This window comes from Edwardsiella hoshinae NBRC 105699 = ATCC 33379, from assembly GCF_000474215.1.
Taxonomy (GTDB): domain Bacteria; phylum Pseudomonadota; class Gammaproteobacteria; order Enterobacterales; family Enterobacteriaceae; genus Edwardsiella; species Edwardsiella hoshinae.
This window is the reverse complement of sequence record NZ_BAUC01000023.1, coordinates 17,836-42,394: the sequence shown is the minus strand read 5'-3', so window position 1 is coordinate 42,394 and position 24,559 is coordinate 17,836. Positions and strand designations below refer to the sequence as shown.

21 protein-coding genes are annotated in these 24,559 nt (G+C 56.7%); 15 read left to right on the top strand and 6 right to left on the bottom strand.

Going from position 1 to position 24,559, the window contains the following annotated elements; translation table 11 throughout:
* Positions 1–196 precede the first annotated feature (196 nt).
* Positions 197–784, top strand: coding sequence for a 1,6-anhydro-N-acetylmuramyl-L-alanine amidase AmpD (gene ampD, locus EHO01S_RS11205; RefSeq protein WP_024524032.1), 588 nt, complete (start codon positions 197–199; stop codon positions 782–784).
* A 22-nt stretch (positions 785–806) separates the two neighbouring features.
* Entirely contained in the window at positions 807–1,661 is an 855-nt protein-coding gene (ampE, locus tag EHO01S_RS11200) for a beta-lactamase regulator AmpE (RefSeq protein WP_024524031.1), read from the top strand.
* A 76-nt stretch (positions 1,662–1,737) separates the two neighbouring features.
* Here the strand turns inward: ampE and EHO01S_RS11195 are convergent, their stop codons facing one another.
* The gene (locus tag EHO01S_RS11195; protein ID WP_024524030.1) at positions 1,738–3,117 is read right to left on the bottom strand and encodes an amino acid permease; all 1,380 of its coding nucleotides are present in this window, start codon (positions 3,115–3,117) and stop codon (positions 1,738–1,740) included.
* Positions 3,118–3,695: 578 nt separating this feature from the next.
* Here EHO01S_RS11195 and pdhR point away from each other — a divergent pair.
* The 4 genes from pdhR (at position 3,696) to lpdA (ending at position 10,862) form a co-directional block, all read left to right on the top strand.
* Complete coding sequence (pdhR, locus tag EHO01S_RS11190; protein WP_024524029.1) at positions 3,696–4,460, top strand: pyruvate dehydrogenase complex transcriptional repressor PdhR; 765 nt, start codon at positions 3,696–3,698, stop codon at positions 4,458–4,460.
* Between the two features lie 148 nt (positions 4,461–4,608).
* A complete protein-coding gene (aceE, locus tag EHO01S_RS11185) occupies positions 4,609–7,272 on the top strand; it encodes a pyruvate dehydrogenase (acetyl-transferring), homodimeric type (RefSeq protein WP_024524028.1) in 2,664 nt (887 codons plus the stop codon).
* Positions 7,273–7,285: 13 nt separating this feature from the next.
* The gene (aceF, locus tag EHO01S_RS11180; RefSeq protein WP_024524027.1) at positions 7,286–9,166 is read left to right on the top strand and encodes a pyruvate dehydrogenase complex dihydrolipoyllysine-residue acetyltransferase; all 1,881 of its coding nucleotides are present in this window, start codon (positions 7,286–7,288) and stop codon (positions 9,164–9,166) included.
* A 271-nt stretch (positions 9,167–9,437) separates the two neighbouring features.
* A complete protein-coding gene (gene lpdA / locus EHO01S_RS11175; RefSeq protein ID WP_024524026.1) occupies positions 9,438–10,862 on the top strand; it encodes a dihydrolipoyl dehydrogenase in 1,425 nt (474 codons plus the stop codon).
* Between the two features lie 78 nt (positions 10,863–10,940).
* Here lpdA and EHO01S_RS11170 read toward each other — a convergent pair whose 3' ends face one another.
* Entirely contained in the window at positions 10,941–11,198 is a 258-nt protein-coding gene (locus tag EHO01S_RS11170) for a hypothetical protein (RefSeq protein ID WP_024524025.1), read from the bottom strand.
* A gap of 283 nt (positions 11,199–11,481) precedes the next feature.
* Between EHO01S_RS11170 and acnB the strand changes: the two genes are divergently transcribed.
* The 3 genes from acnB to yacL all read left to right on the top strand — a co-directional run bounded on the left by acnB (position 11,482) and on the right by yacL (position 15,419).
* Complete coding sequence (gene acnB / locus EHO01S_RS11165) at positions 11,482–14,079, top strand: bifunctional aconitate hydratase 2/2-methylisocitrate dehydratase (RefSeq protein WP_024524024.1); 2,598 nt, start codon at positions 11,482–11,484, stop codon at positions 14,077–14,079.
* A 149-nt stretch (positions 14,080–14,228) separates the two neighbouring features.
* Positions 14,229–14,900, top strand: a complete 672-nt coding sequence (locus EHO01S_RS11160; RefSeq protein ID WP_024524023.1) for a tellurite resistance TerB family protein — start codon at positions 14,229–14,231, stop codon at positions 14,898–14,900.
* Between the two features lie 156 nt (positions 14,901–15,056).
* Complete coding sequence (yacL, locus tag EHO01S_RS11155; RefSeq protein WP_024524022.1) at positions 15,057–15,419, top strand: protein YacL; 363 nt, start codon at positions 15,057–15,059, stop codon at positions 15,417–15,419.
* Here the strand turns inward: yacL and yddG are convergent.
* Both yddG and EHO01S_RS11145 read right to left on the bottom strand, forming a co-directional pair.
* Positions 15,403–16,299, bottom strand: a complete 897-nt coding sequence (gene yddG, locus EHO01S_RS11150) for an aromatic amino acid DMT transporter YddG (protein WP_024524021.1) — start codon at positions 16,297–16,299, stop codon at positions 15,403–15,405. The genes yacL and yddG overlap by 17 nt on opposite strands.
* Before the next feature lie 359 nt (positions 16,300–16,658).
* Positions 16,659–17,006, bottom strand: a complete 348-nt coding sequence (locus tag EHO01S_RS11145; protein WP_024524020.1) for a YacC family pilotin-like protein — start codon at positions 17,004–17,006, stop codon at positions 16,659–16,661.
* Between the two features lie 288 nt (positions 17,007–17,294).
* Here EHO01S_RS11145 and hpt point away from each other — a divergent pair, with 288 nt between their 5' ends.
* On the top strand, positions 17,295–17,831 hold the full coding sequence (hpt, locus tag EHO01S_RS11140; protein WP_024524019.1) for a hypoxanthine phosphoribosyltransferase: 537 nt from the start codon (positions 17,295–17,297) through the stop codon (positions 17,829–17,831).
* Positions 17,832–17,984: 153 nt separating this feature from the next.
* Here the strand turns inward: hpt and can are convergent, their stop codons facing one another.
* Both can and EHO01S_RS11130 read right to left on the bottom strand, forming a co-directional pair.
* Positions 17,985–18,647 (bottom strand): carbonate dehydratase, encoded by a 663-nt coding sequence (gene can, locus EHO01S_RS11135; RefSeq protein WP_024524018.1) that lies wholly within the window; start codon positions 18,645–18,647, stop codon positions 17,985–17,987.
* Between the two features lie 88 nt (positions 18,648–18,735).
* Positions 18,736–19,419, bottom strand: coding sequence for a winged helix-turn-helix domain-containing protein (locus EHO01S_RS11130; RefSeq protein ID WP_024524017.1), 684 nt, complete (start codon positions 19,417–19,419; stop codon positions 18,736–18,738).
* A gap of 212 nt (positions 19,420–19,631) precedes the next feature.
* Here EHO01S_RS11130 and EHO01S_RS11125 point away from each other — a divergent pair, with 212 nt between their 5' ends.
* The 5 genes from EHO01S_RS11125 (at position 19,632) to EHO01S_RS11105 (ending at position 24,559) form a co-directional block, all read left to right on the top strand.
* Entirely contained in the window at positions 19,632–20,558 is a 927-nt protein-coding gene (locus EHO01S_RS11125) for an ABC transporter ATP-binding protein (protein ID WP_024524016.1), read from the top strand.
* Positions 20,555–21,325 (top strand): ABC transporter permease, encoded by a 771-nt coding sequence (locus EHO01S_RS11120; RefSeq protein ID WP_024524015.1) that lies wholly within the window; start codon positions 20,555–20,557, stop codon positions 21,323–21,325. Before EHO01S_RS11125 ends, EHO01S_RS11120 begins: the two co-directional genes overlap by 4 nt.
* 195 nt (positions 21,326–21,520) lie before the next feature.
* Positions 21,521–21,955, top strand: coding sequence for a PTS sugar transporter subunit IIA (locus tag EHO01S_RS11115; RefSeq protein WP_024524014.1), 435 nt, complete (start codon positions 21,521–21,523; stop codon positions 21,953–21,955).
* Positions 21,956–22,477: 522 nt separating this feature from the next.
* Complete coding sequence (agaR, locus tag EHO01S_RS11110) at positions 22,478–23,251, top strand: transcriptional repressor AgaR (protein WP_024524013.1); 774 nt, start codon at positions 22,478–22,480, stop codon at positions 23,249–23,251.
* 126 nt (positions 23,252–23,377) lie between these two features.
* A complete protein-coding gene (locus EHO01S_RS11105; RefSeq protein WP_024524012.1) occupies positions 23,378–24,559 on the top strand; it encodes an SIS domain-containing protein in 1,182 nt (393 codons plus the stop codon).

The window sequence follows — 24,559 nt, the reverse complement described above, 5'->3', positions numbered from 1 at the left end:
CCAACGAAGATGTCTTGCCTTATGTATCCCGCCGCAGATAAAGCGCGTGTGGCGACAATGAGCTCATGCTATCTGCGTAAGCGTGCGCAAAGGGAGCGGCGGCTTTTGGCCGGCAGAGGCTGGGGAGGATTGCGGTGGGGGGCGGGAATCATGCTACCCTGTAGGGTATTTCCCTCTGTGACAAGTGAGTTTGGCGATGCGACTGGAAAACGGATGGCTACGTGGCGTCAGGCGGGTAGTGTCGCCTCATTGCGATATGCGCCCACAGGGCGAGTTACCCTCTTTGCTCGTAATTCATAATATTAGCTTGCCGCCAGGCGAGTTTGGTGGCCCCTATATCGATCGCCTGTTCAGCGGAACGCTGGCGGCGGCGGATCATCCCTTCTTCGCCGAACTACAAGGGTTGCGGGTGTCGGCACATTGTCTGATCCGGCGCGATGGGCAGATCGTCCAATACGTACCGTTTGATGCGCGTGCGTGGCATGCGGGGGTATCACGTTACCAGGGACGTGAGCGCTGTAATGATTTTTCCGTGGGTATCGAACTGGAGGGGACGGATAGCTTGCCCTATACCCCGCAGCAATATCAGGCACTGGCCGAAGTGAGTGCGACACTCATGCATTATTACCCGATATCGCCGGCGCGAGTGACCGGTCACAGTGATATCGCGCCCGGGCGCAAGAGCGATCCTGGCGCGGCTTTCTGCTGGCAGACTTTCCATCGCCAGTTGCGGATGGCGCTCGCCGCTATCGAGGCGGCAACGCCACCATCCCACCGTCCATAAAATACGAAGAGAGCTACCGGAGATGACGTTATTCTCGCTACTACTGGTCCTGGGCTGGGAGCGGTTGTTTAAGTTGGGCAATCACTGGCAGATCGATCAGCGTTTCGCCCCGTTGTTCGCCTTGGGTAAAGGGGTGTCGTTGGCGAAAAGTCTGGCGTTATTGCTGCTGTGGATGCTGTTGCTCGTCTTGGCGTTACGAAGTTTGCACGGGCTGTTTTTCGGTCTGCCGACGTTGCTGCTGTGGCTTGTCGTCGGGCTGTTCTGCTTCGGCGCCGGCGAGATCCGCCGAGACTACCGCGTCTATATGAAGGCGGCGCGCCGCGGAGAGCAGAATGCCATGACGCAGATGGCGGCCGAGTTAGCGTTGATCCCCGGTCTGTCCGCTGATGGACGGCCTGAGGTGCGGCTACGCGAGTTGCAGAGCGCACTGGTGTGGATCAACTACCGTTTCTATCTGGCTCCCCTGTTTTACTTTGTGTCGGCCGGCCCTTATGGGCCGGTGGCGCTGGGGGGCTATGCACTGTTACGCGCCTACCAGAGTTGGCTGATACGCCAGGGAGATCCGCTGGCACGCGCCCAGTCGGGCATCGATCGCTTGTTGCATTGGGTTGATTGGCTTCCGGTGCGTGTGGCCGGTGTCGCCTATGCGTTGTTGGGACACGGCGAGCGGGCGTTGCCGGCTTGGTTGGCTTCGCTGGGAGATTTACGTAGCAGCCCCTACCAGGTGCTGACCGGTCTGGCACAGCTTTCGTTGGCGCGCGATCCCCATCTCGACGCGCTGAAGACACCGCTGGCGGCAGTGATGCTGGCACGGCGTATCACCGTGGCATTGATCGTCGTAGTGGCGCTGTTGACTATCTACGGCGCGTTGCTGTAACGGCGGTGAACCGGTGATAAAAATAAAACCCCGGCATGGTGGCCGGGGTTTTATTTTGGAGGGATTGGCGCGCCGCTTAGCCGTGGCTGGAGAGGCTACCCTGCTGTCGGGCTCGTTGCTTCTTGATGGCATAGCCGATGGCCAATACCAGTAGCCACAGTGGGATCAGTAATACCGAAATTTGGATCCCCGGCGTGAAGAACATGATGACCAGAATCGCGGCCATAAAGAGCAAGCACAGGTAGTTGCCTGCCGGGTACCAGAAGGCACGGAAGCGCGTCACTACACCTTCGCGGTCTTTCTGGGCGCGGAAGCGCAGGTGCGCTACGCTGATCATCGCCCAGTTGATCACCAGCGCCGAGACGACCAGCGCCATCAGCAGTTCAAAGGCTTTACCGGGCATCAGGTAGTTGATCAGAACGCACAGCAGTGTCGCCGCCGCCGATAGACCAATCGCCACCACGGGCACGCCACGCCCATCGACTTTGAGCAGAGCCTTCGGCCCGTTGCCTTGTTGTGCCAGGCCGAACAGCATTCGGCTATTGCAATAGACACAGCTATTGTAGACCGACAGGGCGGCGGTCAAGACCACGATATTGAGAACGGTCGCCACCAGGTTACTGTCCAGGGCGTGGAAGATCATCACGAACGGGCTGCCGCCTTCCACGACCTTCCCCCAGGGGTAGAGCGAGAGCAGAATAGCCAACGCTCCGATGTAGAAGATTAGAATCCGGTAGATGACCTGATTGGTCGCTTTCGGAATGCTGCGTTGCGGATCATCGGCTTCCGCCGCGGTGATCCCGACCAACTCCAACCCGCCGAACGAGAACATGATCACCGCCATCGCCATCACCAACCCCATGATACCGTTGGGGAAGAATCCTCCCTGATCCCACAGGTTGCTAACCGAGGCTTCGGGGCCTCCCTGGCCGCTGAGCAGCAGCCAGCCGCCGAACAGGATCATCCCGATAATCGCGACCACTTTAATGATGGCGAACCAGAACTCCAATTCACCATAAATTTTGACGTTGGCTAAATTTATTGCATTGATTAATAAGAAGAAAACAGCAGCGGAGACCCAGGTAGGGATCTCGGGGAACCAATACTGTACATAGATACCGACGGCGGTGAGTTCCGCCATGGCGACCAGGACATACAGTACCCAGTAGTTCCAGCCGGAGGCGAAGCCGGCGAAGTCACCCCAATATTTATAAGCGAAGTGACTGAAAGAGCCGGCGACCGGCTCTTCGACCACCATCTCGCCCAGTTGGCGCATGATTAAAAAGGCAATAAAGCCGCCGATGGCGTAACCCAGCAGTACCGCCGGTCCGGCCATCTTAATCGTCTGTGCGATGCCGAGAAATAATCCGGTACCGATGGCCCCGCCCAGGGCGATCAGTTGGATGTGGCGATTCTTCAGGCCGCGCTGTAACTGCTCGCCGTGTTGCTCACTCATATGTCCTTGTCCTCTCCCGGTTCGTTCAGTGCGCTGCCCGTGCCAGGCTGTCATAGTATCGCTACGAATTTCGTAATTTTATGTTTACATTGATTGGTAATCTAAATGCTAACGATGACTACCAATAATCTTAGAATAATGGTAGCCGAAAAAAAATTCACCTGATTTCTTGTCTAAGCCGTAAAAGCGGATGGGGCGCTTGAGCGCGGCGTTTCTTGGCCGGGGATGCCGTGATCGGCGAGCACCTGGCTCATTGATGCGTGAACATTGGCTGTTTAGCCGGCAAGCTGCCACGATTAGGCTAGGCTTACACGCTTCAGCTCGGTCAGGCGGGTTGAATTTGCGTTAATTGATACATGACGGTCGTAAATGGTAATACCCTGCTTTGGTTGCCTTTATGCTGTGTCGTTGGTTCGATTTTGTTAAAAAACGTCCGTTTTATGATTTGCATCAATAGCTGTATGGACAAGTGGTGAAGATTTTGTTACTTTGTCGTCATGTTTTTGAAATTGGTAATACCAATTTACTTTGCGACTCTCCGATGAGAACGCGTTTACGCTCAGAGAAGACATTGCCACATGGCCTACAGCAAAATCCGCCAGCCTAAATTGTCAGATGTGATCGAACAGCAGTTGGAATATCTGATCCTGGAAGGAACGCTGCGTCCCGGCGAAAAGCTACCGCCGGAGCGCGAGTTAGCGAAGCAATTCGATGTCTCTCGACCCTCTTTGCGTGAGGCGATTCAACGCCTGGAAGCTAAAGGATTGTTGCTGCGCCGTCAGGGCGGCGGCACCTTTGTTCAGAGCAATCTTTGGCAGAGTTTCAGCGATCCGCTGGCCGAACTCCTCGCCGCTCACCCCGAATCTCAATTCGATCTGTTGGAAACGCGACATGCTCTGGAAGGGATCGCCGCCTATTACGCCGCGCTGCGGGGTACGGAGGAAGATTTCGCCCGTCTGCGTGAGTGTCACTTGGCGATCGAGCATGCCCAGGCCGCGGGTGATCTGGAGCGTGAAGCGGACGCGGTGATGCAGTATCAGGTGGCGGTGACCGAGGCCGCGCATAACGTGGTGTTGCTCCACCTATTGCGTTGCATGGCCCCGATGCTAGAGCAGAACGTGAAGCAAAACTTCGAGTTGCTCTACTCGCGGCGCGAAATGCTCGCGCTGGTGAGCGACCATCGCGCCAGTATCTTTGCGGCTATCGTGGCGCGTGAGCCGGAGCGGGCGCGTGAGGCGTCGCACCGTCATCTGGCCTTTATTGAAGACATTCTGCTGGAGATGAGTCGTGAGCATAGTCGCCGCGAGCGCTCGCTGCGGCTGCTCCAGCAGCGTAAAGATTGAAAATTGGTCCGTGCATGACCCGTAAGGGGTGTACACCGATGTTAATGCTAGGCAACTAACCGATTGGGCCTGTCTTCGTGCGTTTTTGCTAGGAAAATGCAGGGAGACAGGCTCCAGATAACCCATTAGACAGATAAGGAATACCACCATGTCAGATCGTTTACTCAATGACGTGGATCCGATCGAAACCCGCGATTGGCTGCAGGCGATAGAATCGGTCATCCGTGAAGAAGGCGTAGAGCGTGCGCAATATCTGATCGATCAGGTATTGAACACCGCCCGTCAAGGCGGCGTTAACCTGCCTTCCGCCACGCTGGACCGCGATTATGTGAACACCATTGCCCCGGAAGACGAACCGGCTTATCCGGGAAACCTGGAGCTGGAGCGGCGTATCCGTATCGCGATGCGTTGGAACGCGGTGATGATCGTCCTGCATGCGTCGAAGAAAGATCTGGAGCTGGGCGGTCACATGGCCTCCTATCAGTCTTCTGCTACCGTTTACGAGGTGGGCTTCAACCACTTCTTCCGCGCGCGTAACCAGAAGGATGGCGGCGATTTGGTCTACTTCCAGGGCCACATTTCTCCAGGGATCTATGCGCGCGCCTTCCTGGAAGGGCGCCTGACGGAAGAGCAACTGAACAACTTCCGCCAGGAGGTGCACGGCAAGGGGTTGTCCTCCTATCCGCACCCGAAACTGATGCCGGAGTTCTGGCAGTTCCCGACCGTCTCCATGGGCTTGGGGCCGTTGGGGGCAATCTATCAGGCTAAGTTCCTGAAGTATCTGAATCATCGTGGCCTGAAAGATACCACGGCACAGCGTGTCTATGCGTTCCTGGGGGACGGGGAGATGGATGAGCCGGAATCCAAGGGCGCCATTACCATCGCCACCCGCGATAAGCTGGATAACCTGTGCTTCGTTATCAACTGTAACTTGCAACGTCTGGACGGCCCGGTCACCGGTAACGGTAAGATCATCAACGAACTGGAAGGCATTTTCGCCGGTGCTGGCTGGAACGTCATCAAGGTCATCTGGGGTTCCCGTTGGGATGCGCTGCTGCGTAAAGACACCAGTGGCAAGCTGATTCAGCTGATGAATGAGACGCTGGACGGCGATTACCAGACCTTTAAATCGAAGAACGGTGCCTATGTGCGCGAACACTTCTTCGGTCGTTATCCGGAAACGGCGGCACTGGTCAAGGACATGTCCGACGACGAGATCTGGGCGCTGAACCGTGGCGGTCACGATCCGAAGAAAGTCTATGCCGCCTTCAAGAAGGCCGAAGAGACTAAAGGCCAGCCGACGGTGATCCTGGTGCATACCATCAAGGGTTACGGTATGGGCGATACCGCCGAAGGTAAGAACATTGCGCATCAGGTGAAGAAGATGAATATGGAAGGGGTACGCCACTTCCGCGATCGCTTCAATGTCCCGGTGGCCGACGCCGATCTGGAGAAACTGCCTTACGTGACCTTCGAGGCTGACTCCGAGGAAGCGCGTTATCTGCATGAGCGCCGTGCGGCGTTGCAGGGCTATGTGCCGACCCGTCTGACGCACTTCAGCGAGAAGTTGGCGTTGCCGACGCTGGAAGACTTCTCTCCGCTGTTGGAAGAGCAGAACAAAGAGATCTCGACCACCATCGCCTTCGTCCGTGCGCTGAACGTGATGCTGAAGAACAAATCCATCAAGGATCGCCTGGTACCGATCATCGCCGACGAGGCGCGTACCTTCGGTATGGAAGGTCTGTTCCGTCAGATTGGTATCTATAGCCCGAATGGTCAGCAGTATACCCCGCAGGACCGCGAGCAGGTTGCTTACTACAAAGAAGATGAGAAGGGACAGATCCTGCAAGAGGGGATCAACGAGCTGGGTGCCGGTGCCTCTTGGCTGGCGGCGGCGACCTCCTACAGCACCAACGATCTGCCGATGATCCCGTTCTATATCTACTACTCCATGTTTGGTTTCCAGCGTATCGGCGACCTGTGCTGGGCGGCGGGCGATCAGCAGGCGCGCGGTTTCCTGATCGGCGGTACCTCTGGGCGTACTACCCTGAACGGCGAAGGCTTGCAGCATGAAGATGGTCATAGCCATATTCAGTCGCTGACGATCCCGAACTGCATCTCCTACGATCCGGCCTACGCCTATGAAGTGGCGGTGATCATGCACGATGGCCTGGAGCGCATGTACGGTGAGAAGCAGGAGAACGTCTACTACTACATCACCACCCTGAACGAAAACTACCATATGCCGGCGATGCCGCAGGGCGTCGAAGAGGGCATCCGTCGCGGGATCTACCGTCTGGATACGCTGGCGGGCGACAAGGGTAAGGTTCAGCTGCTGGGCTCCGGCTCCATGCTGCGTCATGTCCGTGAAGCGGCACGTATCCTGTCTGACGAGTATGGCGTAGGCAGCGATGTATACAGCGTCACCTCCTTCACCGAGCTGGCTCGTGATGGTCAGGATTGCGAGCGCTGGAACATGCTGCACCCGCTGGAAACCCCGCGTGTGCCGTATATCGCTCAGGTGATGAACGATGCGCCGGCCGTGGCATCGACCGACTATATGAAACTGTTTGCCGAGCAGGTTCGTACCTATGTACCGGCCAGCGACTATCGCGTGCTGGGGACCGACGGTTTCGGTCGCTCCGACAGCCGTGAGAATCTGCGTCACCACTTCGAGGTCGATGCCTCCTATGTGGTCGTGGCGGCCCTGGGCGAACTGGCGAAACGCGGAGAGATCGCCGCTTCTGTGGTGGCGGACGCCATCAGCAAGTTCAACATCGATCCGGAAAAAGTAAACCCGCGTCTGGCATAAGAGGTACGGAATAATGGCAATTGCAATCAATGTACCGGACATCGGTGCGGATGAAGTTGAAGTCACTGAGATTCTGGTGAAAGTCGGTGACCGCGTCGAGGCGGAGCAGTCGTTGATCACGGTCGAGGGCGATAAGGCCTCGATGGAAGTCCCCTCGCCTCAGGCGGGCGTGGTAAGCGCGCTGAAGGTAGCGGTTGGAGATAAAGTCTCTACCGGCTCCCTGATCATGGAGTTCGAGGCGGCGGATGCGGCCCCGGCTCAGCCGGCTGCCTCGGCCGCGCCGGCAGTTGCACCGGTCGCGGCCAGTGCCGCGGCGCTGCGTGAAGTACAGGTGCCGGACATCGGTGGCGATGAAGTCGAGGTCACCGAGATTTTGGTTAAGGTCGGCGATAGCGTCGAGGCGGAGCAGTCGCTGATCACCGTCGAAGGCGATAAGGCTTCAATGGAAGTCCCCGCCCCGTTCGCCGGCGTGGTGCAGTCAATCACTATCGCCACTGGCGACAAGGTGAAGACCGGCTCGCCGATCATGACCTTCAGTATTGGCGGTAGTGCGCCGGCCGCCGCCGAGCCCGTCGCTGCTGCGGCCTCTAGTGCACCCGCAGCCAGCGCCGAACAGCCGGTCAGCGTGCCGGACATTGGCGGCGATGAAGTGGAAGTGACCGAGATTATGGTGAAGGTCGGTGACAGCATCAGCGCCGAGCAATCCCTGATCACCGTCGAAGGCGATAAGGCTTCGATGGAAGTCCCGGCTCCCTTCGCGGGGATCGTGAGCGCGATTAGCGTCAAGGTGGGCGATAAAGTTAAAACGGGCTCGCCGATCATGACCTTCAGCGTAGTCAGCAATGCTACCGCTCCGGCCGCCGCAGCGGCAGCTCCGACCGCGAGCGTTGCCGTGGCGACGCCGCCGGCTACGCCGTCTGTCGCGGCTTCGCAGAGCACCAGCGCGGCGAAGAGTGAGTTTAGCGAAAACGCCGCCTACGTTCATGCGACGCCGGTGATCCGCCGTCTGGCGCGTGAGTTTGGCCTCGATCTGGCGAAGGTAAAAGGCAGCGGGCGTAAAGGCCGTATCTTGCGTGAAGACGTACAGGCTTACGTTAAAGAGCTGGTCAAGCGTGCCGAAAGCGCGCCAGCCACCGCAGGGGGCGCACTGCCGGGCCTGCTACCGTGGCCGAAGGTCGATTTCAGTAAGTTTGGTGAGGTGGAAGAGGTCGAACTGGGTCGTATCCAGAAGATCTCTGGCGCTAACTTGCATCGTAACTGGGTGATGATCCCGCATGTGACCCAGTTCGACGAGACCGATATCACCGAAGTGGAGGCGTTCCGTAAGCAGCAGAATGTCGAGGCTGAGAAGCGTAAGCTAGGTGTCAAGATCACGCCGCTGGTGTTTATCATTAAGGCCGTGGCGAAGGCATTGGAAGCGATGCCACGTTTTAACAGTTCGCTGTCGGAAGATGCGCAGCGCCTGACGCTGAAGAAATACATCAACATCGGTGTGGCGGTGGATACGCCGAATGGCTTGGTGGTTCCGGTGCTGCGTGATGTTAACAAGAAGGGCATTATCGAGCTGTCGCGCGATCTGGCCGAGCTCTCCGCCAAGGCGCGAGCGGGTAAGCTGACCGCCAGCGATATGCAGGGCGGCTGCTTCACCATCTCCAGCCTGGGGGGCATCGGCGGTACTGCGTTTACGCCGATCGTCAACGCGCCGGAGGTGGCGATCCTCGGCGTATCCAAGTCGTCGATGAAGCCGGTATGGAACGGCAAAGAGTTTACGCCGCGGCTGATGTTACCGCTGGCGCTGTCCTATGATCACCGGGTGATCGACGGGGCCGATGGTGCTCGCTTTATCAGCTTGATCAACAGCGTGATGTCGGACATTCGCCGTCTGGTGATGTAAGTCCGAGGCCGGCCAGCGGGCCGGCCTTTTTCTGGAATCGATGGCAGGGTTGACGCTGGCTCGCATCAGCCCGATAGCCAGAGCCACTTGGCGACAGATCATCCCTTTACAGAATTATTAACATTTCTGTAAACTGTGATGCGCGACAGGTGTCCCGGCGGAAGCCGCGTCCCCACGGTGAGTGTTAAATGTGGGGGACGGCGGTAGGCGTGCAGGCCAGGATGCCGCCACGGTGCATCCACACCGCCGGAAAAACAATAAAGAGGTCATGATGAGTACTGAAATCAAAACACAGGTCGTGGTACTTGGCGCAGGCCCGGCAGGGTATTCTGCGGCGTTCCGCTGCGCGGATTTAGGGTTAGAGACGGTTATCGTTGAGCGCTATTCTACCCTGGGCGGGGTATGCCTGAATGTCGGTTGTATCCCTTCTAAGGCACTGCTGCACGTGGCTAAAGTGATCGAAGAGGCCAAGGCGTTGGCGGATCATGGCATCGTCTTCGGCGAGCCGAAGACCGACATCGATAAGATCCGTACCTGGAAAGAGAAGGTCATCAGTCAGTTGACCGGTGGTTTGGCCGGTATGGCGAAGGGCCGTAAAGTTCGCGTCGTGAATGGCCTGGGTAAGTTCACCTCGGCAAACACGTTGACCGTGGACGGTGCCGATGGCCAGACGGTCATTCGTTTCGATAACGCCATTATCGCTGCCGGCTCGCGTCCGATCCAACTGCCGTTCATCCCGCATGATGACCCGCGCGTCTGGGATTCAACTGACGCCCTAGCGCTGAAATCGGTGCCGAAGCGGATGTTGGTGATGGGGGGCGGTATCATCGGCCTGGAGATGGGGACTGTTTACCATGCACTGGGTTCCGAGATCGATGTGGTCGAAATGTTCGATCAGGTGATCCCGGCGGCGGATAAAGATGTGGTGAAGGTCTTCACCAAGCGTATTGGCAAGAAGTTTAATCTGATGCTCGAGACCAAGGTCACCGCCGTTGAGGCGCGTGAGGATGGGATCTACGTCGCGATGGAAGGCAAGAAGGCACCAGCGGAAGCTCAGCGGTATGATGCGGTGTTGGTGGCCATCGGCCGCGTCCCGAACGGTAAACTGATCGATGCCGGCATGGCGGGCGTTGAGGTGGATGAACGTGGCTTTATCCATGTCGACAAGCAGTTGCGTACCAATGTGCCGCACATCTTCGCCATTGGCGATATCGTCGGTCAGCCGATGCTGGCGCACAAAGGGGTGCATGAGGGGCATGTCGCCGCCGAGGTGATCGCCGGAATGAAGCACTACTTCGATCCGAAAGTGATCCCATCCATCGCCTACACCGAGCCGGAAGTGGCATGGGTCGGTATGACGGAGAAAGAGGCGCGCGAGAAGGGGATCAGCTATGAGACGGCGACCTTCCCGTGGGCGGCCTCTGGCCGTGCCATCGCCTCCGATTGCGCAGATGGGATGACGAAGTTGATCTTCGACAAGGAATCACACCGCATCATCGGCGGTGCGATTGTCGGGACCAACGGTGGCGAGCTACTCGGTGAGATCGGCCTGGCCATCGAAATGGGCTGCGACGCGGAAGACATCGCCCTGACTATCCACGCTCACCCGACCCTGCATGAGTCGGTGGGTCTGGCGGCGGAAGTCTACGAAGGTAGCATCACCGATCTGCCGAATCCGAAGGCGAAGAAGAAGTAAGCGTGCGAGGCATGGCAAAAACGGCGCCCATTGGGCGCCGTTTTTTTTGCTTGCTGTTGCGTTTACTGGTTGCTGCGTTTAATCGTGCCGGAAACCGATAAAAAAGGCGATCGCTGGCACGCAGATCCCCAATCCGAGGGCGATGAGGAAGTAGTTCATTCCCCATAGTAAACCTTCATGATCCAACACCTCTTGTCCGGGTAGACAGCGGTCCAGCGCCAGCGCGTGCGTGCTGTGACTGATCTTGAGCAGATAGAATAGCGCGCCGACGGCCAAGAACAGAGAGAGGATTTGCAACAGGGTCAGGGCGCGTCGCTTATTGGTTGTTAATGACATAGTCGCTCCCAGGCTGGTGAAAGCGAGGCATGATACAGAAAAATTGGCTGAGATAAATACACAACCGCGCAAATCTGTGTATTAATCATCCATACTTGGCGAGGTAAAAAGGTTTTTATGGTGTTATGTTGCTTTTTTGTAAAGCATTTAACACTATGGCTAAATACTGATATGCTGGGAAAGCACATCCGGGTATCCGGCGAACCGCAAGGTTAACGTCAGGCGGCGGTACTCCACCGGCATCCCGGTACTTACAATGACAATGAGAGCGAGGAGTCGAGTCGTGCTAAAAGAATATCGTGAGCACGTCGCCGAGCGGGCGGCCTTGGGTGTGGTTCCGAAGCCGCTGGATGCGGCGCAGATGGCGGCATTGGTCGAGTTGCTCAAAGTACCCCCGGCGGGGGAAGAGGCATTATTGCTGGATCTGTTGATCAACCGTGTTCCGCCGGGTGTCGATGAGGCTGCTTATGTTAAGGCCGCTTTCCTGACCGCCTTAGTGAAAGGTGAGGCGCACTCTCCGTTGATCAGTGCGGCTAAGGCATTGGAACTGCTGGGAACCATGCAAGGCGGCTATAACATTCATCCGCTGATCGAGGCATTGGATGATGCGGCATTGGCCCCGATCGCGGTACAGGCGCTCTCCCATACTCTGTTAGTGTTCGATAGTTTCCACGATGTCGATCAGCGTGCACGTGCCGGTAATCCTTTCGCCCGCCAGGTGTTGCAATCCTGGGCCGATGCCGAATGGTTCCTGTCGCGTCCGGCGCTGGCAGAGAAGCTGACGGTGACGGTGTTTAAGGTTAGCGGCGAAACCAACACCGACGATCTCTCACCGGCGCAAGACGCCTGGTCTCGCCCGGATATCCCGTTGCATGCTCAGGCGTTTTTGAAAAACCCACGCGAGGGGATTACGCCGGATCAACCCGGTGTCGTTGGCCCCATTAGCCAGATACATGCATTGGCTGAGCAGGGGTATCCGCTCGCCTATGTCGGTGACGTCGTCGGTACCGGTTCTTCGCGCAAGTCCGCCACTAACTCGGTGCTCTGGCTGATGGGGGAAGATATCCCCTTCGTACCCAACAAGCGCGCCGGTGGGGTGGTTCTGGGCGGCAAGATTGCCCCGATTTTCTTCAATACCATGGAGGATGCCGGTGCGTTGCCGATCGAGGTCGATGTCAGTCAACTGCATACTGGTGAGGTGATTGACATCTATCCTTATCGCGGCGAGATCCGCCGCCATGCCGATGACGCGCTGCTCGCCAGTTTCGCCCTGAAGACCGAGGTACTGCTGGACGAGGTTCGTGCGGGTGGGCGTATCCCCTTGATCATTGGCCGAGCCTTAACTGCGCGGGCACGTGAGGCGCTGGATCTGCCGCCGAGCGAGGTATTCCGTCTATCGAAGGCGGTCGACGACAGCGACAAAGGCTACACCTTGGCACAGAAGATCGTTGGGCGCGCCTGTGGCGTGGCCGGGGTGCGTCCAGGCCAATATTGCGAACCACGGATGGCCTCTGTCGGCTCGCAGGATACCACTGGGCCGATGACACGCGACGAACTGAAGGATCTGGCCTGCCTCGGTTTCTCCGCTGATCTGGTGATGCAATCCTTCTGTCATACTGCCGCCTATCCGAAACCGATCGACGTGCAGACACACCACTCGTTGCCGGATTTCATCATGAATCGTGGTGGGGTCGCGCTGCGTCCGGGCGACGGTATCATTCACTCCTGGCTTAATCGCATGTTGCTGCCGGATACTGTCGGTACCGGAGGGGACTCCCATACTCGCTTCCCGATTGGCATCTCCTTCCCGGCCGGTTCCGGTCTGGTAGCCTTTGCCGCCGCGACCGGGGTGATGCCGCTGGATATGCCGGAGTCAGTGTTGGTGCGCTTTAAGGGGCAGATGCAACCGGGGATCACTCTGCGTGATTTGGTGCATGCCATCCCCTACCAGGCGATTCAGCAAGGGCTATTGACCGTAGAGAAACAGGGTAAGAAGAATATCTTCTCCGGTCGTATTCTGGAGATCGAAGGGCTGCCGCAATTGAAGGTCGAGCAGGCCTTTGAACTGGCCGATGCGTCGGCTGAGCGTTCGGCGGCCGGTTGCACCATTAAGCTGGATCAGGCACCGATCGTCGAGTATCTGGAGTCGAATATCGTATTATTGCGCTGGATGATCGCCGAGGGCTATGGCGATCGTCGGACTCTGGAGCGCCGTATTCAAGGCATGGAGAAATGGCTGGCTGATCCGCAGTTGTTGGCGGCGGACAGTGACGCAGAATACGCCGCGGTGATCGAAATCGATCTCGATAGCATCAAGGAGCCTATCCTGTGCGCGCCGAATGATCCCGATGATGCGCGTCCACTATCACAGGTGGCGGGAGCTAAGATCGATGAGGTCTTCATTGGTTCTTGCATGACCAACATCGGCCATTTCCGTGCCGCCGGTAAATTGCTCGATAACCATAAGGGGCAGATTCCGACGCGCTTGTGGGTTGCGCCACCGACGCGGATGGATGCGGCACAACTGACGGAAGAGGGCTATTACAGCGTATTCGGTAAGAGCGGCGCGCGTATCGAGATCCCGGGCTGCTCGCTGTGCATGGGGAATCAGGCTCGGGTTGCTGATGGGGCGACGGTGGTCTCCACCTCGACACGTAACTTCCCTAACCGCCTCGGAACCGGCGCTAACGTCTATCTGGCGTCCGCTGAATTGGCGGCGATAGCGGCTCTATTGGGGCGCTTGCCGGATGTTGCGCAATACCAACAGTTCATGGCGCAGGTTGATGCTTCGGCAGCGGATACTTACCGTTACCTTAACTTTAACCATCTTGCTCCTTATACCGCCAAGGCCGAGCAGGTGATCTTCCAGACAGCCGTCTGATCTGTCGTGTGAAAGCGGGGGGAACCAACCGGGTTGGCTCCCCCTTTTTTATGGTTGTTACATAATATTGCATCAGAGCGACACAACTTGACGTTTAACTTTTTAATCTACATCTAGTTTCAGTTTATTCGGCGAAGGGGATAACGCGGATGAGTAACAGCTGGTTGGATCAATTACAGTCATTGTTGGGCAGCGGCGCGCCAGTCGGTAAAACGGGAACCGAGGGGCTGAGTAAACTGCTGGCGCCAGCGGCGCTTGGCGGCTTAGCCGGTGTGCTGATGGGCAATAAATCCATGCGCAAAAAGGCGGGGAAGCTGGGGAAAAACGCCTTACTACTCGGCGGCGGCGCGGCTATCGGCACACTGCTGTGGAATCAATATCGCGCCCGAGTGAAGGCGAACCATCGCGATGAGCCGCAGTACGGCCAACAGAGCGCGCCACCTGATGCACGCGCGCGTCGCTTGGTGCAGGCCTTGGTGTTCGCCGCCAAGAGTGATGGCCATATCGATGCGCGTGAACAACAGGCCATCGACGAAAAACTGGCAGGCATGGCATTGGGCGAGGAGGCGCGTCAGTGGATCGAGCAGGCGTTGGCGCAGCCGCTCGATCCTAAGTTATTGGCGCAGGAGGTTGGCGATGAAGAGGAGGCGTTGGAGCTCTATACCTTAAGCTGCGCGGTGATCGACATCGATCATTTTATGGAGCGTAGTTATCTGGATGCGTTAGCCCAGGCTTTGGGGATCCCCGCGGATGTGGCCGGCGATCTGGAGCGGGCGTTGACGGATCGAATCGAGGCGACGCCCGCACGCTTGACCCCCTAAGCGATTTTTGCTGAAATCGCGCGGCGATACACCACGCGGAGGCCATGGCCTCCGCGTTATTTTTTGTAGATTGCGACGCGGATTTCAGGCGATCTCACCGCGCTGGTTTACACTAAAAAAACGTCCCCTTGCGGGGTAGTAAAGGAGGGACTGGCTGTGGATTATGAATTTCGCCACGATATTGGCGGCCAAGTGGTCGCCGTGTTCTCCATGGGACATGAGGCCGTAGGCCATTGGCTCAATGAAGAGGTGAAAGGCGATTTGGCTCTGGTGGCGCAGATCGAGCAGGCGGCAGCCGAGCTGAAAGGCAGCGAACGGCAATGGCAGCGAGTGGGGCATGAGTACACCCTGTGGCTGGATAGCGAAGAGGTGATGATACGAGCCAACCAACTGGCCCTGGAGGGGGATGAGTTGGACGAAGGCATGCGTTACTACGATGAGGAGAGTCTCTCGTTGTGCGGTCTGGAGGATTTCCTACAGGTGTTGGCACGCTATCGGAGCTTCATTCTGCGGCGTTAACGGCGCGCTGGCGGCTGGCGCTCCAGCATAAGAGTGATCCGATGACAACCAGGCCGACGCCGGACCACAGGCTGGCGGGCGTCGGTGCCGCCAGCCAGAATGCCGCGATGGCGATGGAGAGCAGCGGGGTGAAGTAAGAGAGGGCGGCGACCAGCGTGGCGTTGCCCTTTTTCATTGCTTGATCCCAGCAGAGATAGGCGATGGCGGTACTCCCGCCCATCAACAGCAGTTCGCCTAGCGCCGTCCCATCGAGGCGTACCGATGGCTGTGGCGTCGTCAGCCACAGTAGCCACAGACCGAGGGCGGTGACCAGCAGGAACAGCGGTAAGGCACTACGGCTCGGATGGTAACGGCGTAGCAGATTCGAATAGAGGGCCCAGGCGAAGGCGGCGGCGAAGGCCAAGCCATAGGCGAGCGGGTTGCTGCCAAGATTGTGCAGCAGTGCCGCGGGTGTGATGTCACCACTGCCGCCGACCACCCACACCACGCCGGAGAACGCCAGCAGTACGCCGGGCCACAGCCACCAACGTACGCGTAATCCCAATAGGGGGACGGCGAACAGCAGTGTGAGGCTTGGCCATAGGTAGTTGATCAGTCCCAACTCCAAGGTCTGAGTATGGCTGTGCGCCAGGCCGATAGCGAGAGCGAATGCCACCATATAGAACACGAACAGCGCGCCGCACCCCAACAGATAGCCGAGCGGTTGGCCGCGCACACTGGGCGCGCCCGCCGTACACCACACTAGCACGCCGCTGAGGGTGTAAATCGCGGCGCCGGCGCCGGTCGGTCCGAATGCCTCGGCCAAGCTACGCGTCAGCGCGACGCTCATACTCCATAATAGAATGGCGCAGACACCCCATAATGTGGCGCGTTGTTGCATGGCGATCCTCCCTGTGCTCGGCCGCGTCGATGACTGTAACATGTTTCGTCCCAGGCGACAGACGGTGCGTGATGAAATGATTTCACCTTGCCATCCATACGCGCTGGCGGGAATGACGCAGGGTAGGCGAGCGGCGCTAGCAATAGACGGCACAACTATCGCGCCCGAGTCGAGGGTGGGGCGATGGCCCAGCGGCAGGCTGGAGAGAAGAGGGGCGAGCCGTGGAAGCGAGCTCGAATAGCGATACCTCACGCCGAGCATCGAGGTTAGCGTGGTGAGGGGGCGGCTCAGCGCATGGGTTACGCCTTTTGTTGCTACTTGGGATGCATCTCCCGTGTTGCTCTGTTGCTGGGGAGATGCTAGTTGGCGTAGGCGAGCAAGCCTAATGAGTCGCGCGCCAGGTATTTGCATTTGCTTTCCAACGGCATGGCGATACGACTTAAATCGTGGTAACTCTCCTCGCCCAGTTTCTTCATCTTTTTGGTATTGTAATTACTCATATCCCAGCCGTTACGGCTGGCGAAAAAGACAATAGCTCGCTTAATCTGGCTATTAGGCAGTTCATGATAACCACAATCATTTTTTAAATAGACGAATATCGCGGTCAAGTCAGCCAAGTCTTCCGCCTGCATCTCATCGAGCGCCTGACTGGATGTGGTAAAACTTAATAAGCCCAACAGCAGTAACAGCAGCGAGGATTTTTTCATACTGGGAAACACAGTTTGTTATTGTGCTATGACGGTATCATATTTCACCGTCCAGGCTACAGCCTGATATTCATTTTTAATATGCGATATGAATAATTTATTAGATAGGGGTATCTTTTCCTAGGTCGTCAGGTGACGCGCAACCGTTTAAGAAGCCCCTTTAGCCTGCTATACTCTGCGCCCTTAACAAGACGCGCTGTTTTGTGCCCTTGGGCGGGAAGGCCCGTCGGTACAGGGCAGGTTGATTTTGCCGTCCACGCGCGACGGCACATACGCAAGGTAAAAGCGATGAAACATACCGTAGAAGTCATGATCTCGGAAGATGAGATCAAGGCACGCGTAGCCGAACTGGGACGCCAGATTTCCGAACGTTACTGTAACAGTGGCAAAGAGCTGGTGTTGGTGGGGCTGCTGCGCGGCTCCTTCATTTTTATGGCCGACTTGTGCCGCCAGATCAGCGTACCGCATGAAGTCGACTTCCTGACGGCCTCCAGCTATGGCAATGCCATGAACAGCTCACGCGATGTGAAGATCCTCAAAGATCTGGATGAAGATATCCGCGATAAAGACGTGTTGATCGTCGAAGACATCATCGACTCCGGGAATACCCTGAGTAAGGTCCGTGAGCTGTTCAGCCTGCGTGGTCCGAACTCGTTGGCTATCTGTACCTTACTGGATAAGCCGAGCCGCCGTGAGGTAGAGGTGCCGGTCGAGTATATCGGTTTCTCGATCCCCGATGAGTTCGTGGTTGGCTTCGGCATCGATTACGCCCAGCGTTATCGTTACTTGCCCTATATCGGCAAGGTCATCATGCTGGAAGCGTGAGCGTAACGGTTATCATCTTCAGATACGCAAAAGGCGGCCTAGGTCGCCTTTTGCTCACCGCCCCCCGGATCGTACGGGAAATAGTCCGTTGACGCTGCACAATTAATCCGTTGACCGGACAGCGTTTTTTTCTTGGCCACGCTGGCCGTCGTCTTACCCTTCCTGCACCTGTTGCTGTAGCAGTTTTGCCATTGCGTTGCGATAGCGCAGTTCCAGACTCTCGCGGCTGGTGGTGGTGATGTCCAGATCGTGCAAACGTCCATCCTGTAGGCCGTAGACCCAGCCATGGATCATCACCTTCTGCCCGCGCGTCCAAGCCGATTGCAGAATGGTAGAGTGGCCCAGGTTATACACCTGTTCGATGACATTTAGCTCGCACAATGTATCCATCCGTTTCTCCGGCGGCAATTCGCCCAGCAGCGTGCTGTGCTTGTACCAGATATCGCGGATATGCAGCAGCCAGTTGTTAATCAGCCCCAGTTCCGGGTTGGTAATCGCCGCTTCGACCCCACCACAGCCCAAGTGACCGCAAATGATGATGTGTTCGACTTGCAGCACGTCGACCGCATACTGCACCACGGACAGGCAGTTCAGATCGGTATGGATGACCAGATTGGCGACGTTACGGTGTACAAATAATTCCCCCGGTTGTAGACCGGTTAGCTGTTCCGCCGGGACACGGCTATCCGAGCAGCCGATCCAGAGAAAGCGTGGACGCTGGGATTCGGCCAGTTTGGTAAAGAAGTTAGGATTGTCCTTCTTCACCTGCTGCGACCAGGCCTGGTTATTCGCGATCAGTCTCTCGATTTCTTTCATCAGGGTTAATCATCTGTAACAGGAAAGACGCTAATATAGGCCAATCCGTCCGCTTTGGAAATCGGAACAGTGGCGCGCGCCATGCCGCTCACTCGATGCTAAACCCGACGCCATGATGCGTTTTTAAGGGGATGGCACGCGGTGTGATGCGTTGTAGTTTGGCGCGTAACATCTTGAGATGATGATCGATACAGCGCTCACCGCTCTTCTCATTCAACGGTGGTAGCAGGTCGGTCAGTTGGCGGCGATTGAGCACCTTACCTTGATTTTGTAACAATGTTTTTAACAAGACGTATTCCGCGCGCGTGAGCTGTAAGGCGTGGCCACAGTAGTGAGCACAGTGACGCGCTTCATTGAGCGTGAAGTCGCCATAGCACTCCAGGCGCGTTGCTCTGGCACGGGTTTTATCCGGGTGTTGTAGCAGGGTACGCAGGCGAGCACAGACTTCGCGTGCGGAGAAGGGGGCGGCGATGGCATTGCTGTGCGGCGGCGCTTCGGCGCTGATTTGTGTTAACTGTTCGCCATTGTCGGCCAAGAACAGCAATGGTAGCGCCGGATGGCGTGCTTGGAGCACCCGTCCCAGATCGATGCCACAGCCATCGGGGAGTGCGGTGTGCACGATAATCAATTGCGGGGTTTGTTGTTTCAGGGCGTCAAGGGCTGGCTGGCGGTGACTAAACCAGCATACGTTAAACCCTTCCGTTTCCAACGTATAAATCAGCGAGTCGGCGACGTCGGCCCGATCTTCGATAAGCCAAATTAACGGTGGCACAGGATGTCTTCCACGACAGCAATGAATCATTGCATCATAGCAAAGTACGTCCACCGGTGGCAGTCGCGTGATTTCACCCGCTACGCCATGTAACATATAATTATACCGTCTTCGCTTACGGAGTGCGCCGTTTTGCCGCGCTTGCGGAGCGAGTCGATGCTTACCCTGTCACTTCCAAAGCAAAACGCTTGACGTAAGGTTGACCCATCGCCATGACTAATGCTCTCGAGCTATCACAGCTCACCAAAACCTATGCCGGCGGCGTTCAGGCGCTGCGCGGCATTGATTTAACCGTCGAGGCCGGCGACTTCTATGCGTTGTTAGGGCCGAACGGCGCAGGAAAATCGACCACCATTGGTATCATTAGTTCGCTGGTTAACAAAAGCAGCGGGCAAGTGAGCGTGTTTGGCTACGATATCGATCGCGATCTGGTCAATGCCAAGCGCCAATTAGGCTTGGTACCGCAGGAGTTCAACTTTAACCCATTCGAGACGGTGTTGCAGATCGTGGTGAATCAGGCGGGCTATTACGGGGTGACGCGTCATGAAGCCATGCAACGTGCCGAGCGCTATCTGAGCCAGTTAGATCTGTGGCAAAAGCGTAATGAACGCGCGCGCATGTTATCAGGCGGGATGAAGCGCCGTCTGATGATCGCTCGCGCGCTGATGCACCAGCCAAAACTGTTGATCCTCGATGAGCCGACCGCCGGGGTCGATATTGAGCTACGTCGCGCCATGTGGGGTTTTCTCAAGGAGCTGAACGCTCAGGGAACCACCATCATTCTTACTACCCACTATCTGGAAGAGGCGGAGATGCTGTGTCGCAACATCGGCATCATTCAGCATGGTCAACTGGTGGAGAACACCTCAATGAAGGCATTGCTGGCCAAGCTTGAGTCAGAAACCTTTATCCTCGACCTGGCGTCGAAGAGCCCGTTACCCCGTCTGGAGGGGTACCGTTATCAGTTGTGCGATACCACCACCTTGGAGGTTGAGGTATTACGTGAGCAGGGACTGAATGGCCTGTTCAGCCAGCTGAGCGCTCAGGGGATCCAAGTATTGAGTATGCGTAACAAGGCTAACCGGTTGGAGGAGTTGTTTGTATCATTGCTCAACGACGAACAGGAGACGCAGTCATGAGCCGTTTGTACTGGGTGGCGCTGTGCAGCATCTGGAGTAAAGAGGTTCATCGCTTCGCCCGTATCTGGGTGCAGACCCTGGTGCCACCGGTGATCACCATGACCTTGTATTTCATCATCTTCGGTAATCTGATCGGTTCGCGCATCGGCGAAATGCATGGCTTCAGCTACATGCAGTTTATCGTGCCGGGACTGATCATGATGTCGGTGATCACCAACGCTTATGCCAACGTAGCGGCTTCATTTTTTAGCGCTAAGTTTCAACGCAGTATTGAGGAGTTGCTGGTGGCACCGGTGCCGACCCATGTGATCATCGCCGGTTATGTCGGTGGTGGGGTGGCTCGCGCCGTATGTGTCGGCTTCCTGGTGACGTTGGTCTCTCTATTCTTTGTCCCGTTAGTCGTCAACAGCTGGCTGGTGGTGGTGATGACGCTACTGTGCACCGCGATCCTGTTCTCCTTGGGGGGATTGATCAACGCGGTATATGCGCGCACTTTCGATGATATCAGCCTGGTGCCAACCTTTGTGTTGACGCCATTGACCTATTTGGGCGGGGTGTTTTATGCCCTGAGCCTGTTGCCGCCGTTCTGGCAAGCGGTCTCCAAGCTCAACCCGATCGTCTACATGATCAGTGGCTTCCGCTATGGCTTCCTAGGAATCCATGACGTCTCGTTGGCGCAGACCTTCGCCGTTCTGCTGGGCTTTATCGTCGGACTCTATCTTTTGGCTTGGTATCTTATCGAGCGAGGCCGCGGATTACGCAGTTGATTATGCGAGATCTTGCAGTACCTGCCGCTGATCGCAGGGTAGGTGCTGCAAAATACATCATTTCCGCCTAACTTCACACTCCTGACGCACTGTTGCCGGCGATTGCTGCCAGCGTCGCCATTTCCTGCTACACCATGTCTATTGAGCATAACCGCATGGTCTGGCGGCGATGTGCAGAGTGAATGGGAGAGATCTATGCTGGGTATCGTATTCGCCGGTCATAGCGGTTTCGGTAGTGGAATAATGAAGGCGTTGACGCAACTGTTGGGTACGCGCCCAATCCAGTGCATCAGCGTGGAATTCAGCGATGGGATAAGCAGCAATATGCTGAGCCGTATGATGTGCGATGCGCTGCATCAGGTGGATAGCGGCGACGGTGTCGTGATCGTCGCGGATATTCTCGGCGCTCCGCCATTCCGTGCCGCCGCATTGATGTGCCATAAACACCCACACTGTGAAGTGGTGGTCGGCGTCAGCCTAGCGGCGTTAGCCGAGCTGTGGCCACAGCGCGGCATCGGTGATGCGGTCGCTTTCCGTGAGGCGCTTCTGGCGCAGACGCGCACTCACGTCACAAGTCTATGGCATGAACAGAGCCGCCAGGCGGCGCTATTTATCCCTCCGGCGCCTTAAGCGGGCGCGTCCGCATCCTCTTAGACCGCGCCTTGCCCCATGCGCGGCACCGCCTTCCCCTATCAGTAATACAGGATAACGCCATCACAAGGCTGACTTTGCCATGTCCACGTTTCAATCACGGCTCTTATGGTGATCGCCGATGGCGATTGCTGGCCTGTGCCGTTGCCCGTACGGTCATCCCAAGTCTTACGTAGTGTGCATGATCGATCGGCAAAAAACAAAAATGTGATCTCCATCGGTTAGACAACGTAACTTTCATTCGTCATTTTCATCTGATGGATCTTTCGTTTGCTCAGTAATTGCGGGAGGGGATAAGGACGTTTGTTGAGCGTTTTTTTACTTAAGTGCTAGCGCCGAAAATCTTTCACTTGGCAACTAAGCGAAAGGTTTTGGGGCACTTTCTGGCGGGAAAACAAGCTGTAACTGTGATCACACCTTGCTCAGTATTCCTTTGTTGTAATTCTCGGGTCATCGTATGAAAACGGTTACCTCTGTGATTGATTACACCTGGAGGCTGACATGGGCATCGATACCGTAAAGCGCCGCGAACAGATCATCGATCAGTTATGTTTGGAGGGGAGTGTGCGGGTTGAGCAGTTGCGCCACCATTTCGGTGTCTCCAGTGTGACTATCCGCAACGATCTGCGTTATCTGGAACGCAAAGGGTGTGCCCTGCGCTCTTATGGTGGCGCGATGCTCAACCAACAGTTTGTATTTGATCGGCCACTGCACGATAAGGGGCGTCTGAATCTTGATGTGAAATCGCGCATCGCTGCTTGCGCGGCAACGTTAGTGCAGGATGGCGATACCCTGATCCTCGACTCGGGCTCGACTACCGCGCAGATCGCCCCCTTTCTCAAAGCGCATCGTGATCTGGTAGTGATGACCAACGCTCTGAATATCGCCTGTGAGTTGACGGGGTATGAGCAGATAGAGGTGCTGGTCTTAGGGGGGAACGTGCGTTCCAACTCTTATTCTCTGTATGGTCATGCCGCTGAACAGCAGTTGCGCCAGTATCGCTTCGACCGCTTATTTCTTGGCGTTGATGGCTTTGATTTGGAATGCGGTATTACCACACCGCACAGTGGTGAGGCGCAACTCAACCGGGTGATGTGTGATGTCGCCAGCGAAGTTATCGCCGTCGTTGATGCTAGCAAATTCGGGCGAAAAAGTTTTTGTACTATTCGATCTGCCTCGCAGATCCAGCGGCTGATCACCGACAGTCGCATCCCGGAAACGTATCACCGCACGCTGCTGGATTTAGGGGTGGACGTAATCATTGCCGACGGTTGAGGACGTTCACCTATCGTCTTTTTGTCATAAGAGAACGCAACCGCTCTGCGGCTATGCGGGGCGTCGTTTACCTAGCGTTTGACCACGCGGTGTTTTGCGTTATGAGTCAGTCGAAGGAGTCAGTACATGAGTGATGATGTTTTAGGTTATTCCTCAACGTGGTTGCACGCGCATGGTGCTTGGCATACTGCACATGAGATTGCACAACAGCCGCGGTTATGGCAAAGGTTACATCGTGAGCTGAATGCAACGCAGGCGCGTTGGCAGCCTTTTTTAGCAACTGTACTGGCTCAACCCGATCTCCAGATTGTACTGTGTGGTGCAGGATCGTCGGCGTTTGCCGGGCGGGCACTGGCTCCTTGGCTACGTGAACAGTGCGTCCATGAAGTGGTAGCCTATGGCACCACTGATATCGTACCGTCACCGCTGCAATACCTCGAGCCTCGCCGGCCTACCTTGCTGGTTTCCTTTGGGCGGTCGGGCAATAGCCCGGAGAGCGTGGCAGCGTTGGCGCTTGCCGATCGTTTACTCCCCCGCTGTTTTCACCTGTTGTTGACTTGTAACCCCGACGGCGCATTGGCTCGTTATGCCGCTGGGCGCGTTAATGCCTGTTCGCTGCTTATGCCTCAGGGATCGCATGATCAAGGTTTTGCCATGACCTCCAGCTTCAGTTGCATGATGTTGGCTTGTGCACTGTTGCTCGGCTCATGCTCTCTCACACAGAGCGCCGCCGCGTTGCAACAGATGACGGCGTTGTGCCGTCAGGTGTTACCGTTGTGGCAGCCAGCGATCAAACAGCTGGCGGGAAGCGGGTTTCAACGTCTGCTGGTGCTCGGTAGCCGCGCCTTTACCGGTGTGGCCGAGGAGGCGGCGTTGAAAATGTTGGAGTTAACGGCGGGACGGATTGTAACCCGTTACGACTCCGCCATGGGATTACGTCATGGACCGAAGTTTATGATCGGCCCGCAGACGCTGGTGGTGATGATGTTGAGCGCCGAGCCTTACTGCCGTTGTTACGATCTCGACTTGCTGGCTGAGCTGCGTCGGGATGGGATGGCGCAGCATATCGTGGCGTTGAGTGGAACCGCACAACCTGATGCGCTCTCCCTGGCAAGCGAACTCGATGAGCTTTGGTTGTTATTCCCTTTTCTACTGTATCTGCAAATGCTGGCCTTTGAGACTTCACTAGCCCTGGGCATCACGCCTGATAACCCTTGCCCGAGTGGCGAGGTCAATCGCGTGGTGCAGGGGGTGGTGATCCATGATTATCCCTTAGCGTATTCCACGATAACTGAGATGGAGGTGTGA

Excerpts from the sequence above, each read along its gene's own strand:
- ampD (WP_024524032.1), top strand. The coding sequence starts at position 197 with ATGCGACTGGAAAACGGATGGCTACGTGGCGTCAGGCGGGTAGTGTCG.
- ampE (WP_024524031.1), top strand. The coding sequence starts at position 807 with ATGACGTTATTCTCGCTACTACTGGTCCTGGGCTGGGAGCGGTTGTTT.
- EHO01S_RS11195 (WP_024524030.1), bottom strand. The coding sequence starts at position 3,117 with ATGAGTGAGCAACACGGCGAGCAGTTACAGCGCGGCCTGAAGAATCGC.
- pdhR (WP_024524029.1), top strand. The coding sequence starts at position 3,696 with ATGGCCTACAGCAAAATCCGCCAGCCTAAATTGTCAGATGTGATCGAA.
- aceE (WP_024524028.1), top strand. The coding sequence starts at position 4,609 with ATGTCAGATCGTTTACTCAATGACGTGGATCCGATCGAAACCCGCGAT.
- aceF (WP_024524027.1), top strand. The coding sequence starts at position 7,286 with ATGGCAATTGCAATCAATGTACCGGACATCGGTGCGGATGAAGTTGAA.
- lpdA (WP_024524026.1), top strand. The coding sequence starts at position 9,438 with ATGAGTACTGAAATCAAAACACAGGTCGTGGTACTTGGCGCAGGCCCG.
- EHO01S_RS11170 (WP_024524025.1), bottom strand. The coding sequence starts at position 11,198 with ATGTCATTAACAACCAATAAGCGACGCGCCCTGACCCTGTTGCAAATC.
- EHO01S_RS11160 (WP_024524023.1), top strand. The coding sequence starts at position 14,229 with ATGAGTAACAGCTGGTTGGATCAATTACAGTCATTGTTGGGCAGCGGC.
- yddG (WP_024524021.1), bottom strand. The coding sequence starts at position 16,299 with ATGCAACAACGCGCCACATTATGGGGTGTCTGCGCCATTCTATTATGG.
- EHO01S_RS11145 (WP_024524020.1), bottom strand. The coding sequence starts at position 17,006 with ATGAAAAAATCCTCGCTGCTGTTACTGCTGTTGGGCTTATTAAGTTTT.
- hpt (WP_024524019.1), top strand. The coding sequence starts at position 17,295 with ATGAAACATACCGTAGAAGTCATGATCTCGGAAGATGAGATCAAGGCA.
- can (WP_024524018.1), bottom strand. The coding sequence starts at position 18,647 with ATGAAAGAAATCGAGAGACTGATCGCGAATAACCAGGCCTGGTCGCAG.
- EHO01S_RS11125 (WP_024524016.1), top strand. The coding sequence starts at position 19,632 with ATGACTAATGCTCTCGAGCTATCACAGCTCACCAAAACCTATGCCGGC.
- EHO01S_RS11120 (WP_024524015.1), top strand. The coding sequence starts at position 20,555 with ATGAGCCGTTTGTACTGGGTGGCGCTGTGCAGCATCTGGAGTAAAGAG.
- EHO01S_RS11115 (WP_024524014.1), top strand. The coding sequence starts at position 21,521 with ATGCTGGGTATCGTATTCGCCGGTCATAGCGGTTTCGGTAGTGGAATA.
- agaR (WP_024524013.1), top strand. The coding sequence starts at position 22,478 with ATGGGCATCGATACCGTAAAGCGCCGCGAACAGATCATCGATCAGTTA.
- EHO01S_RS11105 (WP_024524012.1), top strand. The coding sequence starts at position 23,378 with ATGAGTGATGATGTTTTAGGTTATTCCTCAACGTGGTTGCACGCGCAT.